The 17,157-nt window shown below is 73.9% G+C and carries 15 protein-coding genes and 1 riboswitch; of the genes, 1 reads left to right on the forward strand and 14 read right to left on the reverse strand.

The genetic code is table 11. From position 1 onward, the window contains the following. Positions 1-13: 13 nt before the first annotated feature. Both OG550_RS06975 and OG550_RS06980 read right to left on the reverse strand, forming a co-directional pair. Positions 14-1,120, reverse strand: a complete 1,107-nt coding sequence (locus OG550_RS06975; RefSeq protein WP_327675679.1) for a M24 family metallopeptidase — start codon at positions 1,118-1,120, stop codon at positions 14-16. Positions 1,121-1,331: 211 nt separating this feature from the next. Continuing rightward, positions 1,332-2,516 carry a HoxN/HupN/NixA family nickel/cobalt transporter gene (locus tag OG550_RS06980; protein ID WP_327675681.1) on the reverse strand — a complete coding sequence of 395 codons (1,185 nt, stop codon included), beginning with the start codon at positions 2,514-2,516 and terminating at the stop codon, positions 1,332-1,334. A 33-nt stretch (positions 2,517-2,549) separates the two neighbouring features. Further along, a riboswitch (cobalamin riboswitch) is annotated at positions 2,550-2,739 on the reverse strand. Between the two features lie 81 nt (positions 2,740-2,820). Between OG550_RS06980 and OG550_RS06985 the strand changes: the two genes are divergently transcribed. Beyond that, positions 2,821-3,240 (forward strand): ArsR/SmtB family transcription factor, encoded by a 420-nt coding sequence (locus OG550_RS06985; RefSeq protein ID WP_327675683.1) that lies wholly within the window; start codon positions 2,821-2,823, stop codon positions 3,238-3,240. 82 nt (positions 3,241-3,322) lie between these two features. Here the strand turns inward: OG550_RS06985 and OG550_RS06990 are convergent, their stop codons facing one another. From OG550_RS06990 to OG550_RS07045, 12 genes are all read right to left on the reverse strand, one after another. Continuing rightward, entirely contained in the window at positions 3,323-4,132 is an 810-nt protein-coding gene (locus OG550_RS06990) for an Fpg/Nei family DNA glycosylase (protein ID WP_327675685.1), read from the reverse strand. A gap of 176 nt (positions 4,133-4,308) precedes the next feature. Next, positions 4,309-5,145 (reverse strand): AAA family ATPase, encoded by an 837-nt coding sequence (locus OG550_RS06995; RefSeq protein ID WP_327683708.1) that lies wholly within the window; start codon positions 5,143-5,145, stop codon positions 4,309-4,311. A gap of 344 nt (positions 5,146-5,489) precedes the next feature. Beyond that, the gene (gene aroQ / locus OG550_RS07000) at positions 5,490-5,930 is read right to left on the reverse strand and encodes a type II 3-dehydroquinate dehydratase (RefSeq protein WP_327675687.1); all 441 of its coding nucleotides are present in this window, start codon (positions 5,928-5,930) and stop codon (positions 5,490-5,492) included. Then, a complete protein-coding gene (gene aroB / locus OG550_RS07005; protein ID WP_327675688.1) occupies positions 5,927-7,015 on the reverse strand; it encodes a 3-dehydroquinate synthase in 1,089 nt (362 codons plus the stop codon). Before aroB ends, aroQ begins: the two co-directional genes overlap by 4 nt. Then, on the reverse strand, positions 7,008-7,529 hold the full coding sequence (locus tag OG550_RS07010) for a shikimate kinase (RefSeq protein ID WP_327675690.1): 522 nt from the start codon (positions 7,527-7,529) through the stop codon (positions 7,008-7,010). Before OG550_RS07010 ends, aroB begins: the two co-directional genes overlap by 8 nt. Continuing rightward, positions 7,526-8,710, reverse strand: coding sequence for a chorismate synthase (gene aroC / locus OG550_RS07015; protein ID WP_327675693.1), 1,185 nt, complete (start codon positions 8,708-8,710; stop codon positions 7,526-7,528). Before aroC ends, OG550_RS07010 begins: the two co-directional genes overlap by 4 nt. Positions 8,711-8,927: 217 nt before the next feature. Then, positions 8,928-9,758: a shikimate dehydrogenase gene (locus OG550_RS07020; RefSeq protein WP_327675695.1), complete on the reverse strand. Its 831-nt coding sequence runs from the start codon at positions 9,756-9,758 to the stop codon at positions 8,928-8,930. A 29-nt stretch (positions 9,759-9,787) separates the two neighbouring features. Beyond that, a complete protein-coding gene (mltG, locus tag OG550_RS07025) occupies positions 9,788-11,800 on the reverse strand; it encodes an endolytic transglycosylase MltG (RefSeq protein ID WP_327675696.1) in 2,013 nt (670 codons plus the stop codon). A 408-nt stretch (positions 11,801-12,208) separates the two neighbouring features. Continuing rightward, entirely contained in the window at positions 12,209-13,456 is a 1,248-nt protein-coding gene (mltG, locus tag OG550_RS07030; protein ID WP_327675698.1) for an endolytic transglycosylase MltG, read from the reverse strand. Between the two features lie 106 nt (positions 13,457-13,562). After that, entirely contained in the window at positions 13,563-14,048 is a 486-nt protein-coding gene (gene ruvX / locus OG550_RS07035; RefSeq protein ID WP_327675700.1) for a Holliday junction resolvase RuvX, read from the reverse strand. Continuing rightward, positions 14,048-16,717: an alanine--tRNA ligase gene (alaS, locus tag OG550_RS07040; RefSeq protein WP_327675702.1), complete on the reverse strand. Its 2,670-nt coding sequence runs from the start codon at positions 16,715-16,717 to the stop codon at positions 14,048-14,050. Before alaS ends, ruvX begins: the two co-directional genes overlap by 1 nt. Next, complete coding sequence (locus tag OG550_RS07045; protein WP_327675704.1) at positions 16,717-17,157, reverse strand: DUF6167 family protein; 441 nt, start codon at positions 17,155-17,157, stop codon at positions 16,717-16,719. The genes alaS and OG550_RS07045 overlap by 1 nt, the downstream gene beginning before the upstream one ends.

A 17,157-nucleotide genomic window follows, 5' to 3' on the forward strand; every position in this document is an offset into this window, starting at 1 on the left:
AGCAGTGCGCGGCTCACAGGGCGAGGAGCTCCTTGGTGGTGATGGTGAGCAGCTCGGGCCCGCCCTCCTCTGGGGGGCGCACGACGAGCGTGTCCTCGATCCGGACACCGCCCCGGCCCGGGAGGTGGACCCCTGGACCGACGGTGACCGGCACGCGGCTGTCCAGTTTACCCATGTCCGAAGGGCCCAGGCGCGGCGCCTCCCGGATCTCCAGCCCGATGCCGTGACCGATCGGGTGCGGAGAGGCCTCGGTGTGCCCGGCGGCGTGCAGGATCTCCCGCGCGGCCTGGTCGGGCACGTACTGCTCGACGCCCGGTCCGAGCGCCTCCCGCCCGGCCCGCTGGGCGCGGAACACCAGCCGGTGGAGCTCCACCTGCCAGGGCGCCGGGGCCGCCCCGATCACGAAGGTCCGGGCGGTCGACACCCCGTACCCGCGGTACCGGGCGCCCAGCACCACGGTCAGGAAGTCGCCCTCCTCCACCCGCCGGTCGGTGGGCTGGTGCGCCTGCTGGCCCGAGTGGCTGCCGGTGCCGACCGAGACCGGGAACGCCGCCCGGTCCGCGCCGTGGTCGATCATCCGGCGCTCCAGCTCCATCGCCAGGTGCCGCTCGGTCCGGCCGACCAGGATCGACTCCAGCAGCTCGCCGAGCGCCTGGTCGGCGATCTCGGCCGCGATCCGCAGATCGGCGATCTCGTGCTCGTCCTTCACCACCCGCAGCCGCTCCACCGCCTGGCCCAGGTCGGCCAGCCGCACGCCCTCGGCCAGCCCCGCCACGGAGCGGTGCCGGGTGACGGTCAGGTCGTGCTCCTCCACCGCCAGACCGCCCACCCCCAGCCGCGCCGCCGAGGCGGCCGCCGCCAGCGCGGTGTCGGCCCCGGCCGCGACCGGCACCCGGGTGACGTCCGCGGCGATCAGGTGCTCCCCCGCGTCGTCCGGCGGCAGGTCGTCGGGCAGCGTCAGCAGCACCCGGTCCCGGGTGAGCAGCAGCGTCGCCCCGCACGGCGGGCACCCGGTCAGGTACCGCACGTTCGCCGCCCTGGTGATCAGCGCCGCGTCGGCCCCGGTCGCACTGCAGTGCTCCCGCAACCGCTCCCGCCGGCCCGCGTACGCATCAGACATGGGTCGAGCCTACGAACCCCCACCCCGATCCGCCCGCCGAACGCCCCCACCCGGGCACGGGGGCGGCGCCCGCCGGGCCTCCGGGGGCCGGGGAGGGCGCCGGGGAGGGCGCCGCGTCCGGCGCCGGGAGGGGCCTCCGGGAGCCGCACGGATGCGGCTCCCGTGCCCGGTCGGCCCGGTGCCGCGCCGACCGGGCCGGGCCGGGCCGGGGCTACCCGGCCTCCCCCGCCGGCTCGGGAGCCGCCTCGGGAGCCGCCTCGGGGGCCGGAGCGGCGGCCGGTGCCGGTCGGAGCGGCTGCGGGCTCCACTTCCGCTCGACGCCCGCCAGCCGCCAGTACGCGATGGCCGCCGCCCAGACCACCACGAACAGGCCGACGATCGCGTAGCCGACGTTGTCCAGCGAGATCTCCGCGATCCAGCCGCTCACCGGGTCGGTGAGGTCGAGCTTCTCGTGCAGCACCCCGACCAGTTCGATGGTCCCGATGATGAACGCCACCGCGATCGACAGCCCGGTGATGGTCAGGTTGTAGTAGACCTTCCGCACCGGGTTGGAGAACGCCCACTGGTAGGCGAAGTTCATGAAGGTGCCGTCCAGCGTGTCGAACAGGCTCATCCCGGCCGCGAACAGCAGCGGCAGGCAGACGATCGCGTACCAGGGCAGGCCCGAGGCCGCACCGGAGCCGGCCATCACCATCAGCGACACCTCGGTCGCGGTGTCGAAGCCCAGGCCGAGCACCATCCCGACCGGGAACATCTGGCCCGGCCGGGTGATCGAGCGGGTCGCCCGGTTGAGCACCCGCGCCAGGAAGCCCCGCGCGTTCAGGTGCTCCTCCAGCTCGGCCTCGTCGTACCGCCCGGCGCGCATCGAGCGGAACACCTTGAGGATGCCGAACAGCGCCGCGAGGTTGAGCGCGCCGATCAGGTAGAGGAACACCCCGGAGGCCGAGGTCCCGACCACGCCCAGCCACTGGTGGGTGGTGGACTCGTCGTCCATCAGCGTTCCGGCCAGCTGGGCGCCGCCCGCCACCAGGGCCGCCATCAGCACGACCATCGAGGAGTGCCCGAGGGCGAACCAGAAGCCCACCGAGACCGGCCGCTTGCCGTCCGCCATCAGCTTGCGCGTGGTGTTGTCGATCACCGCGATGTGGTCGGCGTCGAAGGCGTGCCGCATGCCGAGGGTGTAGGCGGTGATGCCCAGGCCCACCCCGAAGACCTGGGTCCCGACCTCGTACTCCTCCGGCGCGACCAGGAATATCAGGGTGCCGAAGGCCACCACGTGCATGGCCAGGATCACACCCATCAGGCCGGCCGTGCGGAGGCTGTCCTCCCGCCTCCAGCGGAACGTCGGCAGGACGCTCGACGCCGTCGGATCGGCGGCGGTTTCGGGCAGGGTCATCTGCGGATCACGCTCCAGCACCTCGTGGAATGACGTTCGTGAGATGCCGTGGCCGGTCTCCTGGCTTACGGGCTTCCGGTACCCGCCTTCCCGGACGCGAGGCGTCCAGTGGCGTCGTGGGTACCGACGACTCCCCCGATCACAGTGGCGAGGGCCGCTCCGGACTGGGACCCCTGAGGGTCCGCCACCGGTCTTCCCGAGCACCACGGCGGGGAACACCGTAGGGGCCCCCGAACACCCTTGCAAGGCTGCGCACCTGCGCAGGTGTCCGGGATCACAGCCCGCCGGCTGCAAGAATGCGGGCATGCATCTCGTACCGGCCGACCGCGCGGGCCACCGCACCATCGACGGGCACCGGGTCTGCGAGGCGATCGCGGCGATCGGCGACGCCCACCGGGTCCGGACCTGGGCCGAGCGCTTCTCACTGCTCGCCGACCCCGGGCGGCTCTCCCTGCTGCTCGCCCTGCACCGGGCCGGGCCGCTCGCCGTCACCGACCTGGCGGTCGCCACCGGCATGCGCGACCCGGCCGTCTCCCAGGCGCTGAGGCTGCTGCGCACCGCGGGCGTGGTGGCCGGGGAGAAGGACGGACGTGTGGTGCGCTACCGGCTCGTCGACGACGCCATGCGCCCCCTCCTCGACGAGTGCGCCGGGGGCGAGCACATCGAGCTCCCCGGTCACACGGCCGACGAGGAGCGTCCCGGGTCCACCGCCGCGACCGGCTGACCGTTCCTCCGACCGGACGGCTGGCGGGGTACGGCGGCCGACCGCCGCGCCCCGGCGCCGCTCCCCCGCGGCGGCGGAACCGCTACGCCCGCTGGCAGGTCGGGCACCAGAAGAGGTTACGCGAGGCGTGCTCCTCGGTGCGGACGTCGGTGCCGCAGACCAGGCAGGGCATGGCGGCCCGGCGGTAGACGTAGACCTCTCCGCCGTGGTCGTCGACGCGCGGCGGCCGGCCCATCGCCTCCGGGGTGTGCTCGGGCCGGACGGTGTCGATCCGGCCCGCGCCGACGCCCTCGCGCATCAGCGCGACCAGGTCCGCCCAGATCGCGTCCCACTCGGCGCGGCGCAGGTCGCGGCCGGCCCGGTGCGGGTCGATGCCGTGCCGGAACAGCACCTCGGCGCGGTAGACGTTGCCGACCCCCGCCAGCACCTTCTGGTCCATCAGCAGCGCCGCGACCGTCGTCCGGCTGCCGGATATCCGCCGCCAGGCGAGCTCCGGGTCGGCGTCGGCCCGCAGCGGGTCGGGCCCGAGCCGGGCGGCGACGGCCGCCTTCTCCTCGCCGGTGATCAGCGCGCAGGTGTTGGGGCCGCGCAGGTCGGCGAAGTGGTCGTCGTTCTCCAGCCGCAGCCGGACCAGGCCGACCGGCGCCGGAGCCGGCCCGTCCCCGAAGCTGAAGCCGCCGTAGAGGCCGAGGTGGACGTGGACCCACGCGTCGTCCGCAAAGCCCAGGAACAGGTGCTTGCCGGTGGCCTCGGCCGCGACCAGCTCCTGCCCGTCGATCAGTGCGGCGCTGTCCGCGAACCGGCCCTGCGGGCTGGTGGCACGGACCGGACGGCCACCGAAGGCCCGGTGGTTCTCGGCGGCGAGACGGTGGATGATGTGGCCTTCCGGCACGGGCGCGGCTCCCCCTGGTGGTGCGATCAGGACCCGTCCATCTTCTCAGCCGGCACCGACAGACCGGGCCGGCGGACAGCCGCACGGACAGCCGCACGAACGGACTGTCGGACCGCCGGACGAACGGACGGGCAGCCGGTCGGACGAACGGACGAGCGGCCCGTCGGACCGACCGCTCAGCGCACCGGGATGCCCAGCAGCCGGGCCAGGATCACCCGGTCCAGCTCGGCGGCGGTCGCCGCGACGTCCAGGTGGGAGTTGTCGATGATCGGCAGCCCGGAGTTGTACCAGCCGGCCATCCGCCCGTGGATCCGGGCGACCTCCTCGTCCCCGAGCCGCCGGTTGCCGCTGCGCCGCGCGTTGCGGCTGAGCACCGAGTCCAGACTGGGCAGCAGCACCACCGGGATCATGCCCGGCCCGATGTGCCGCTTCCAGCCGCCGAGGCCGATCGCCGGGCGGTCCGGGAAGACGGCGTCGTCGATGATGCAGGAGATGCCGTTGGCGAGGTAGTTGCGGCAGGCGAAACCGCAGGTCCGCCGGGCCAGCCGGTACTGCGCCTCGGAGGCGTTGTTCCAGCCGGACTGCGGGTTGGCGAAGCCGGACTGCACCCACTCCCGGACGTCGTCGAGGCTGATGTGCGCGGTCGGGCTGGGGCGCCGCTCGGCCCAGTGCCGGGCGACGGTGGTCTTGCCGGCACCGGCCGGGCCGATCAGCAGCACCGCGATCGGACCGGTGGGCGCGTGCTGCTGCGGCGCGTGCACCGGGAGCTGGACGGGCGCACCGGAGGGCAGCAGGAAGTGCCCGGTGGAACCGGGCGGCACCGGGGCCGGGGCGGGAGCCGCCAGCCGTACGGGCGGCGGACCGGCCGGGGCGGGAGCGGGAACCGGGGCGGGCACGGGAGCGGGCGCGGGAGCCGGCGGCACCGGAGGCAGCCCGGCCGAAGGCCCGGCCGGGGAACCCGGCGGCCGCCCCACGGGCGGGCCCGGCTGCTGACCCGGCTGCGGACCGGGCAGCTGACCCGCGGACGGCCCCGCCGGCACCCCGGCGGGCGCCCCGGAAGGCCCCCCGCCCGGGGAGGGCGCGGTGTCCGGCCGGACCACCGGCACGGGCACGGTCGGCGGCCCCGACAGCGGGTCCGGCGCGGACGAGGGCGCGGACGCGGCCGGCCCGGCGGCGCTACCGGGGTACGGCGGGGCCGGCGGAACCGGCGGAGCGACGGGACGTGGGGGGACTTCTCCACCCCCGGCGTACTGCGTCACGGTCACCTCCCGACTTCTTTTCAGCGGGGACACTACACGGCGGCCGGGCAGCGGACACAGTCCGCCGCCCGGCCGCCGACGTGCTCACCGCCCGCCCGTCAGCCCGTGGTGAGCTGCTCGGCGAGGGCGCGCAGGGCCAGCTCGTACGAGCCGATCCCGAATCCGGCGATCGTGCCGGAGGCCACCGCGGCGATCACCGAGGTGTGCCGGAAGGTCTCCCGGGCGTACGGGTTGGAGATGTGCACCTCGATCAGCGGTGCGGTCCGCTGCGCGGCGGCGTCCCGCATCGCGTACGAGTAGTGGGTGAACGCGCCCGGGTTGATCACCACCGGGACCCTGCCGTCGGCCGCCTCGTGCAGCCACTCGACCATCTGCTGCTCGGAGTTGGTCTCGTGCACCTCGACCGCGAAGCCCAGCTCCTCGCCGAGCGCCGTGCAGCGCGCGACCAGCCCGGTGTACGAGGTGGAGCCGTAGACGTCCGGCTCCCGGCTGCCGAGCCGGCCGAGGTTGGGGCCGTTGAGCACCAGGACCCTCGTCACGAGGAGACCTCCGCGTACGCGGCGACCAGCAGGGACGGGTCTGGGCCCTCCAGCACGGAGGTCCTGCCCAGGCCGTCCAGCACGATGAAGCGGATCAGGTCGCCGCGCGACTTCTTGTCGATCTTCATCGCGTCCAGCAGCTTCGGCCAGGCGTCCGCGCGGTAGCTGAGCGGCAGGCCGACCGAGGCGAGCACCTTGCGGTGCCGGTCGGCGGTCTCGTCGTCCAGCCGGCCGGCCAGCCGGCCCAGCTCGGCGGCGAACACCATGCCGATCGAGATCGCGGCGCCGTGCCGCCACTTGTACCGCTCGTTGCGCTCGATGGCGTGGCCGAGGGTGTGGCCGTAGTTGAGGATCTCCCGGCGGCCCGACTCCTTGAGGTCGCCGGAGACCACGTCGGCCTTGACCTGGATGGCGCGCCGGATCAGCTCGACGGTGTGCGGCCCGGCGGGGGTCTTCGCGCCCTCCGGGTCGGCCTCGATCAGGTCGAGGATGGCCGGGTCGGCGATGAACCCGCACTTGACGACCTCGGCGAGGCCGGAGACGTAGTCGTGCTTCGGGACCGTCTCCAGGGTGCCGAGGTCGGCCAGCACGCCCACCGGCGGGTGGAAGGCGCCGACCATGTTCTTGCCCTCGGCGATGTTGATGCCGGTCTTGCCGCCGACCGCCGCGTCGACCATGCCGAGCAGCGTGGTGGGCATCGAGATCCAGCGGACCCCGCGCAGCCAGGTGGCGGCGACGAAGCCGGCCAGGTCGGTGGTGGCGCCGCCGCCGAGCCCGACGACGACGTCGCTGCGGGTGAAGCCGGTCTGGCCGAGCACCGACCAGCAGTAGGCCGCCACCTCGGCGCTCTTCGCCTCCTCGGCGTTGGGCACCTGGAGGGCGATCGCCTCGTAGCCCTCGCCGAGCAGGTCCTCGCGGATCGCCTCGGCGGTGGCCTCCAGCGCCTCCGGGTGGATGATCGCCACCCGCCTGGCCCGGCCGCCGATCAGCGGCGCCAGCTCGCCGAGCAGCCGGTGCCCGATCAGCACGTCGTACGGGTCGTGGCCGGCGCTGCCGCCGACGTGAATCCTGACGATGTCAGTCATGGGGGGTCTTCAGCTCCAGTGCTTCCAGTACGGCGTCCGCGACCTGCCCGGGCGTGCGGCCGGCGGTGTCGACGACGGCGGTGGCCACCTCCAGGTAGAGGGGGCGGCGGGCCTCCATCAGCTCGCGCCAGCGGGCCCGCGGGTTGACGGCCAGCAGCGGGCGGGGGGCGTCCAGGCCGACCCGCTTGACCGCGTCGGCCTGCGGGACCTCCAGGAACACCACTGGCAGCCCGTGCAGCAGTTCGCGGGTGGCGTCGGCCATCACCGCGCCGCCGCCGAGCGCGAGCACGCCGTCGTGGGTCCCGGCGGCGGCCCGCACGGCCGCCGCCTCCAGCTCGCGGAAGTGCGGCTCGCCCTCGTCGATGAAGATCTCCGGGATGGGCTTGCCCGCCTGCGCCTCGATGTCCGCGTCGGTGTCCCGGAACCCGACGCCGAGCCGCTCGGCGAGGGCCCGCCCGACGGTGGTCTTGCCACTGCCGGGCGGGCCGACCAGCACCACGACGGGTGCGGTCATCGGACGATCAGGTTGTCGAGGTAGCCCTGCACGTTGCGGCGGGTCTCCGACACGTGGTCGCCGCCGAACTTCTCGCTCACCGCGTCGGCCAGCACCAGGGCGACCATGGCCTCCGCGACGATGCCGGCGGCCGGCACGGCACAGACGTCCGAACGCTGGTGGTGCGCCTTCGCCGGCTCGCCGGTGCGCACGTCGACGGTGCGCAGCGCGCGCGGGACGGTCGCGATCGGCTTCATCGCGGCGCGCACCCGCAGCAGCTCCCCGGTGGAGAGGCCGCCCTCGGTGCCGCCGGAGCGGCCGGAGGTGCGCCTGGTGCCCTCGGGGGTCGGGACGATCTCGTCGTGCGCCTGGGAACCGGGCACCCGGGCCAGCTCGAAGCCGTCGCCGACCTCGACGCCCTTGATCGCCTGGATGCCCATCAGCGCGGCGGCGAGGCGGGCGTCCAGCCGGCGGTCCCAGTGCACGTGCGAGCCGAGGCCGACCGGCACGCCGTAGGCGAGCACCTCGACGACGCCGCCGAGGGTGTCGCCGTCCTTGTGGGCCTGGTCGATCTCGGCGACCATCGCCTTCGAGGCGTCGGCGTCCAGGCAGCGGACCGGGTCCGCGTCCAGCTTCGCCTCGTCGGACGGCAGCGGCAGCACGCCGGCCGGGGCCTTGGCGGCGGCCAGCTCGACCACGTGGCTGACGATCTCGATGCCGCAGGTCTCCTTGAGGAACGCGCGGGCGACGGCGCCGAGCGCGACCCGGGCGGCCGTCTCACGGGCGCTGGCGCGCTCCAGGATCGGACGGGCCTCGTCGATCGAGTACTTCTGCATGCCGGCCAGGTCGGCGTGGCCGGGGCGGGGGCGGGTCAGCGCCTCGTTGCGGCCGAGCCCGGCCAGCACCTCGGGGTCGACCGGGTCGGCCGACATGACCTGCTCCCACTTCGGCCACTCGGTGTTGCCGACCATGATCGCCACCGGGCTGCCCATGGTCTCGCCGTGCCGGACGCCGCCGAGGAAGGTCACCTCGTCCTGCTCGAACTTCATCCGTGCGCCGCGGCCGTAGCCGAGCCGGCGGCGCGCCAGCGCGTCGGCCACCACGGCGGTGGTGACCGGTACACCGGCGGGCAGGCCCTCCAGCGTCGCGACGAGTGCGGGACCGTGCGACTCCCCCGCCGTCAGCCAGCGCAACGTACCCAACGGAGCTCCTTCATCAGCGGACCGGCCGCGCAGCCGCGACCCGCCCGGGCGTGCGTGCCTTCTCCCCCGAATCCTTTCACGTCCCGGGACCGCCCGGCCGCACGGTCCGCGTGACGGACGGCGACCGGCCGACCTGCGGACGGACCGGACCAGGGTCCGGCGCGCCCCGGGGTGGTGCCGCGGCGGGTCCGGGGCCGCGCCCGGCGGACCCCCGGGCTCAGCGGGCGGCGAGCGCCGCCTCGCCCGCCGCGCGGACCGCCGCCAGCGGGCCGGGCGTGCGCCCGGTGAAGAGTTCGTCCTGGAGCACCGCCTGGTGCACCAGCAGGTCCAGCCCGCCGAGCACGGTCGCCCCGCGCTCCGTGCAGACGGCGGCCAGCCGGGTCGGCCACGGGTGGTAGAGCACGTCGAACAGCGCACCCGGCTCGGCCGGGAGCGCGTCCGCGAAGCCGTCGGTGGCACCGGCGGGCGTGGTGGAGACGGTCAGCGGCTGGGCCAGCGCCTCGGCACCGCGCGCCCAGTCGGCGGTCCGGACGGCGACGCCGAGCCGCTCGCCCAGCTCCGCCATCTCGCGGGCCCGCTCGGGGCTGCGCACGTAGACGGTCACCTCGCGGGTGCCGAGCAGGGCCAGCGCCGCCAGCGCCGAGGAGGCGGTGGCGCCGGCGCCGAGCACCGCCGCCGACGGGACGTCGGTCACGCCGCGCTCGCGCAGCGCGTTGACCAGCCCGGGGACGTCGGTGTTGTCACCGGTCCGCCGCCCGTCGGCGGTGAACACGACGGTGTTCACCGCCTCCACCGAGCGCGCGGTGCCGCTGACCTCGTCGAGCAGCGGGATGACCGCCCGCTTGAGCGGCATGGTGAGCGACAGGCCCGCCCACTCGGCCTCGTCCAGTCCGGCGAGGAAGGCGGGCAGCCCCTCCTCGTCCACCTCGAAGCGGTCGTACCGCCAGTCGTCCAGCCCGAGCGCCGCGAAGGCGGCCCGGTGCAGGTCCGGCGAGAGCGAGTGGACGATGGGCGAGCCGAGGACGGCGGCCCGGTGCCTGCTGGTCATGCTGGTGCCTCCCCGGCCGTGGTCCGCCGTCACTTGGTCGTGCAGTGGACGGCCACCTTGTCGAACTTCTGGCCGTTCGCCTTGCAGTACTCCTCGACGTTGGCCGCGTGCTCGGTGTCCGTCTCGGCGAACAGGGTGCTGGTCGGCGACATCGCGATGAAGTACAGCCACTTGCCGTCCGCCGGGTTCAGCGTCGCCTTGATGGCGTCCTGGCCGGGGTTGGAGATCGGGCCGGGCGGCAGGCCCGGGTTGTAGTAGGTGTTGTACTTGTTGGACGCGTCGTTGATGTCCTTCTTGTCCAGCACCTTGCGGCCCAGCGCGTACTGCAGCGTGGTGTCCATACCGAGCTTGCCGTCGATCTTGCCCTTGTCGGCCAGCCGGTTCTGGATGGTCCGGGCCATCTTCGCGAAGTCCGCCGGGTTGTTGCCCTCGGCCTGCAGGATGCTCGCCTCGATGACGACCTCGTAGCCGGTCTTGAGGCCGATCTTGGGAGCCTCCGCGTCCAGGGCGGCATAGCGCTCGACGGCGTTCTTGACCATCTGCTTGAGCAGGTCCTCGGGCTTCATGCCGTCGGCGATCGAGTAGCGGGCCGGCCAGAGGAAGCCCTCGATGTTGCCGTTGGCGTACGGGGGCAGTCCGAGGCTGCCGACCTGGGCCTTGGCGACCTCGGCCGTGGTGCCCTTGGGGAGCTGCAGCTTGTCGTCGATCTTGACGTAGGTGGCGGCGGCGGTCAGCCCCTCCTGGATGATCAGCTTCTCGCCGCCGTTGGCCTCCACGAGGCTCGTGACGGCGGACTCGGCCGACATCTCCCGGGGAACGGTGTACGTACCGGGCTGGATGGTGGCGCACTTCGGGTTCTTGTCGCACGCGTTGGTAAAGGCCTTGACGCTCTTCACCACGCCCGCGGCCTTCAGCGCCGCACCCATCTGGGACCCGACCGCGCCCTGCTTGATCTCCACCGTCGTCGTGCCGCTGCCCTTGCCGCTGAAGTCCGGCGGCGGACCGAAGTTGTCCTGGTAGAAGCCGTAGCCCCACCAGCCGGCGCCGCCCATGGCGCCGAGCAGCACCAGTGCGACCACCAGGCAGGCGCCGCCGTTGCGGCGCCCCGACTTCTTGCCCTTCTCCTTGCGCTTCTTCTTCGCCTCGCGGGACTGGTCCTCCTCGCCGAGGAAGCCGTCCTGCTCCTCGAACGCGTCCCCGTCGCCCTCGGAGTACTCCTCCTCGTGGCCGTCCCACTCGTCCTCGGCGTGCTCGGGCGCGGCCTCCGCGGGGCCGGCGCCGGCCTCCAGGGCGGCGGCCTCGGCCTCCCAGTCGATGCCGTCCGGGCCCGGACCGGAGGCCGGCGCGGCGGCGGGCGCCTTCCGCCGGCGCGATCCGGCCTGCGCCTCCCCGGCCTGCGGCGGGACGGGCTGCTGCTGCAGGGGCTGCTGCTGTCCGGGCTGCTGGCCGGGCTGCTGCTGCGTGCCCTGGGGCATCTGCTGCTGCGGGTAGCCCTGCTGGCCGCCCCCGAACTGCTGCTGCTCCTGCGGGAATCCCTGGCCCTGCGGGTAGCCCTGCTGGGGCTGCCCCTGCTGGGGGTAACCCTGCTGACCCATGCCCTGCTGACCCATGCCCTGCTGCTGGCCGCCCATGCCGGGCTGCATCTGCTGCTGCGGGTAGCCCTGCTGCGGCATGCCCTGGGGGACCTGCTGCTGCCCGTAGCCCTGCTGGCCGCCCCCGAACTGCTGCTGCTCCTGCGGATAGCCCTGGCCCTGCGGGAATCCCTGGCCCTGCGGGTAGCCCTGCTGGGGCTGCCCCTGCTGGGGGTAACCCTGCTGACCCATGCCCTGCTGACCCACGCCCTGCTGCTGGCCGCCCATGCCGGGCTGCATCTGCTGCTGCGGGTACCCCTGTTCACCGCCGCCGTACTGCGCCTGCTGGGGGTGCTGCTGCCACTGCCCGTCCTGCTGGCCGGGGACCGGCTGCTGACCGCCGTACCCGGGATCGTCCGGATTCCACGGCTCGGAGCCCTGGGGGCCGTAGCCCCGACCCAGATCGGTCATTGATCCCCTTATACCGACGGAGACGACCGGAGGATCGGCCCGGCCGTCCGGGACGGTGTCCCGGCTGATTCTCGAACCGGCGTGCTAGCGCAACACCTGGACGGAGACGCTACCGTACCGCAGACGGTCTCCCGGCCGGGCCCTCGGCCGCCGGCCGGACCCTCCGTACGCGGCCGGTGCACCGCGGGCCGACCCCCGGCGGGAGTCCGCCCGACCGGGCCGGCGGACGTGCACCGCCCCGTCACCGGACCGCCACCGGACGCACTCCGGAGACCCGTCGAACACCCGCCGAACCGCCACCGGACAGCCACCGGGCGCCTGCCGGACCGTCACCGCGCCACCGTCCCGCCCGCCCCGCCCGCCCCGGCGGCGACGGCCGCCCGGCAGGTCGGCGGCCCGCGCGGCGGCTCAGTGCCCGGCCTCCCCCGACGGCACCGAGGCACCCGCCGAGGCCGCCCCCGAGGACGGCTCCGACGCGGAGGCCGAGGGGCTCGCCGACACCCGGTTGGCGTTGAACTCCGCCACGTTCTTCTGCTGCACGTCGAAGCTGTCGGTGAACCGGGTGTCCCCGGGCTTCACCGTGACGAAGTAGAGCCAGTCCCCCGCCACCGGGTCGACCGCCGCCATGATCGCCTGCCGCCCCGGGTTGGAGATCGGCGTCGGCGGCAACCCGGTGTGCCGGTAGGTGTTGTAGGGGGAGTCGAGCCGCGTGTCGGTGACGCTGGTGTTCAGCGTCGACCGCCCGAGCGCGTAGTTGATGGTCGAGTCCAGCTGGAGCGGCATGCCCTTCGCCAGCCGGTTGTAGATGACCCGGGACACCTTGCCCATGTCCTCGGTGTTGTCGGCCTCGCCCTGGATCATGCTCGCGATGGTCACCAGCCCGTACAGGCTCTGCCCGAGGTTCTGCGCGACGACCTCCGCGTCGTCCCGGGCGAACTCCTTGCCGGCCCGCTCGACCATCTGCTTCAGCAGGTCGACCGCGGTGGTGTCCTCGGTGACGCTGTACGTCGCGGGGAAGAGGTACCCCTCGGGGCTGCCGTTGGTGAACTCCGGCAGGCCCAGTTCGGCGGCCTGCTCCTGGGCCGCCTTCTCGGTGGTGCCCTCGGGGAGCTGGAGCTTGCGGTCGATCGCCGCGTAGATCTGGCTGCCCCGCCACCCCTCGGGGATGGTCAGGCCGTTGGCGTTGGCCGGGTCCACCAGCACGGCGAGCGCGGCGGCCGCGGACATCTTCTGCCGCAGTGTGTAGGTGCCGGGCTGGATCCGCCCGGCGGCGGCCGCACTGCCCTTGGCCGCCCGGGTGAAGGCGATCGAGCTGGCGACGACGCCGTTGCGCACCAGGGCCGAGGCGATCTGGCTGAGCCCCGCGCCCTCCGGCACCGAGACCTGGACCGAACCGGACCCGCCGCCCGCGTAGTCCGCGACGGCCGGCGGCTTGTGCTGGCCCTGGATCCAGCTGAACCCGGCCAGCCCGGCCCCGCCGAACACCGCGATCAGCGAGAGCGCGGTGAGCAGGCAGGCCAGCCCGTTGCGCCGGCGGTGCGGGTCCGGCGGCTCGGGGCGCCGGCGGTGCGCCCCCGGCGGGCGGCCCTCCGGTTCCACGGCCGGCGCACCGAGATGGCCGGGGGTGAGTCCGGGCGTGAAGTCCAGGTCGGTCACTGCGCCCCTCTGCGGGTCCGCGCGGAAAGCGCACGACGGCAACGGCAGAGGGGCCCGTGCGGACGCGTCCGCACGGGCCCCTCATCGGGACGTTAGATCAGGCCGGTCAGCCGGCCGCCTCGACGCTCTCACCGGGCGGGCGTCCGCTCACCCGTTCGGACTCAAGGGCGGACTGGAGGATCACGACGGCCGCCGCCTGGTCGACGACCGAGCGGCCCTTCTTCGCCTTGACCCCGGAGGCGCGCAGCCCGTGGGTGGCGGTGACGGTCGACATCCGCTCGTCCACCAGCCGAACCGGCACCGGCCAGAGCCGGTTCGCCAGCCGGGCCGCGTACCCGCGGACCTTCTCCGCCGCCGGGCCCTCCTTGCCGCTGAGCGAGCGCGGCAGCCCGACGATCACCTCGATCGCGCCGTACTCCTCGGCGATCGCGGCGATCCGGGCCTGCGACTTCACCCCTGCGGGGACGGTCTCGACCGGTGTGGCGAGCACCCCGTCGGGGTCGCAGGACGCGACCCCGATCCGGGCGTCCCCGACGTCGACGGCGATCCGCCGCCCCCGCCGGAAGGGCCGTTCCTCGACCTGCTCGTCCATCAGGAGGCGCGCTCCGCGACCAGGCCGCGCACCGCGGCGATGGCCTCGTCGACCGCGCCCGGGTTGCTGCCGCCGCCCTGGGCGACGTCGTCCTTGCCGCCGCCGCCGCCGCCGAGGGTCTTGGCGGCGGTGCGGACCAGCTCGCCGGCCTTGACGCCGCGCCCGCGGGCTTCCTCGTTGGTGGCGATCACGGTCAGCGGGCGGTCGTTCGCGACGGTGAAGGCGGCGACCACGGCCGGGCGCGAGCCCAGCCGACCGCGCACGTCCAGGACCAGCTTGCGCAGCTCGTCCGCGCCGGTGCCGTCGGCGACCCTGGCGGCCACCACGGCGATGCCGCGCACGTCCTCGGCCGAGTCGGCGAGGCCCGCGGCGGCCGCGAGCACCTTCTCGGCGCGGAAGCGCTCGATCTCCTTCTCGGCGTCCTTCAGCTTGGCGAGCATGCCGGAGATCTTCTCGGGCAGCTCCTCCGGGCGGCCCTTGACCAGCTCGGTGAGCTGGGCGACCACGGTGTGCTCACGGGCCAGGAAGCGGTACGCGTCGGCGCCGACCAGCGCCTCGACGCGGCGCACGCCGGAGCCGATCGAGGACTCGCCGAGCAGCTTCACCAGGCCCAGCTGGGCGGTGTTGCCGACGTGCGTGCCACCGCACAGCTCCTTGGAGAAGTCGCCGATGGTGACGACCCGGACCTCGTCGCCGTACTTCTCGCCGAACATGGCGATGGCACCGGCCTTGCGGGCCTGGTCCATCGTCATGACCTCGGCGGTGACCTCCAGCTCGCGGGTCAGCACGTCGTTGATCTTCTGCTCGACGTCGACCAGCACGCTGCCGGGCACGGCGGCGGGCGAACCGAAGTCGAAGCGGAAGCGGCCCGGCGCGTTCTCCGAACCGGCCTGGGCGGCCGTCGGGCCGAGCGCGTCGCGCAGCGCCTGGTGGGTCAGGTGGGTGGCCGAGTGGGCACGGGCGATCGCCCGGCGGCGCTCCACGTCGATGGTGGCGTACGCGGCGGCGCCGAGCACGACCTCGCCGAACAGCACGCCGCCGGAGTGCACGACCACGCCCGGGACGGGCTGCTGCACGTCGCGGATCTCGACGACCGCGCCGGAGTCCAGCCGGATCCGGCCGTGGTCGGCGAGCTGGCCGCCGCCCTCGGCGTAGAACGGGGTGCGGTCGAGGATGATCTCGACCTCGTCGCCCTCGGACGCGGCCGGCGACGGCACGCCGTCGACCAGCAGGCCGACCACGGTGGCCTCGCCCTCGGTGAGGGTGTAGCCGGTGAAGACGCTGGCCCCGGAGCCGTCGGCGACCTCGCGGTACGCGGCGACGTCGGCGTGGCCCATCTTCTTGGCCCTGGCGTCCGCCTTGGCGCGGTCCCGCTGCTCCTGCATCAGGCGGCGGAAGCCGGCCTCGTCGACCTGGAGGCCCTGCTCCTCGGCCATCTCCAGGGTCAGGTCGATCGGGAAGCCGTAGGTGTCGTGCAGCTTGAAGGCCTGGTCGCCGGAGAGCACGGCGCCGCCGGCCTGCTTGGTCTCGGTGACGGCGGTGTCCAGCAGGGTGGTGCCGGACTTCAGGGTCTGCAGGAAGGCCGCCTCCTCGCCGGTGACGACCGTCTCGATGCGCTTGCGGTCGCTCTCCAGCTCCGGGTACTGCGGGGCCATCGCCTTGATGGCGGTGTCGGTGAGGTCCTTGGCGACCACGCCGGTGGCGCCCAGCAGGCGCATGTTGCGGATGGCGCGGCGCAGGATGCGGCGCAGCACGTAGCCGCGGCCCTCGTTGCCCGGGGTGACGCCGTCGCCGATCAGCATCAGCGCGGTGCGGATGTGGTCGGTGACCACGCGCAGCGAGACGTCCGACTTGTGGTCGGCGCCGTAGGTGTGGCCGGTGAGCTCGGCCGCCCGGTCCAGGATCATCCGGCTGGTGTCGATCTCGAAGAGGTTGTCGACGCCCTGCAGGATGGCGGCGAGGCGCTCCAGGCCGAGGCCGGTGTCGATGTTCTTGCTCGGCAGGTCGCCGAGGATCTCGAACCCGTCCTTGCCGTCACCGTGGCCGCGCTCGTACTGCATGAAGACCAGGTTCCAGATCTCCAGGTAGCGCTCGCCGTTGACGGCCGGGCCGCCCTCCTCGCCGTAGGCGGGGCCGCGGTCGTAGTTGATCTCCGAGCACGGGCCGCACGGGCCGGGGACGCCCATCGACCAGAAGTTGTCCTTCATGCCGAGGCGCTGGATGCGCTCGGACGGCACGCCGATGACGTCGCGCCAGATCTGCTCGGCCTCGTCGTCGTCCTGGTAGACGGTGATCCAGAGCTTCTCCTTCTCCAGGCCGTAGCCGCCGTCCGCGACGGAGCCGGTGAGCAGCTCCCAGGCGAACTTGATGGCGCCTTCCTTGAAGTAGTCGCCGAAGGAGAAGTTGCCGCACATCTGGAAGAAGGAGCCGTGCCGGGTGGTCTTCCCGACCTCCTCGATGTCCAGGGTGCGGACGCACTTCTGCACGCTGGTGGCGCGCGAGAACTGCGGCTTGACCTCACCCAGGAAGTACGGCTTGAACGGCACCATGCCGGCGTTGACCAGCAGCAGGGTGGGGTCGTCGGCGACCAGGGACGCCGACGGAACGACGGTGTGGCCGCGCTCCTCGAAGAAGCGCAGCCAGCGGCGGCGGATCTCTGCCGACTCCATTAGTGGTCCTTCCGGTTCGTACCGCCCCGCGGCGGAAGCGCACGACGGGGCGTCTTTTCGATGGCTTGGGGGGTGGTGCGGGCATCGTCGGACGATGCGCGGGCACTGCTGGACGGAGGCAGGGCGGCGGCCGGGCTGCCGGGCGCCGCCGAGATAGCTCGGTACTGGGGCTCGCCGCGCAGGACCCTGCGGCGGCGGGGCTCCACGACGGCGGTGCCGTCCAGCCCGAGGTCCTCGCGCAGCTGCTCCTCGCGCTCGGCCATGCCGGCCTTCACGTCCCGCGCGAACCGCTTGGCGGCGTCGCCCAGGTCGAGCGCGCCGCGCGCAGCGGTGCCGGAGAGGCTGTCGGGGGTGAGCCGGTGGACCGCCTCGTTGGCCTTGTTCACGGCCCAGACGGTGGCGCCGGCGCCGACCGCCATCCAGAAGATGCGTCGCACCAT

It is taken from the genome of Kitasatospora sp. NBC_00458 (genome assembly GCF_036013975.1).
Classification (GTDB): Bacteria; Actinomycetota; Actinomycetes; order Streptomycetales; family Streptomycetaceae; genus Kitasatospora.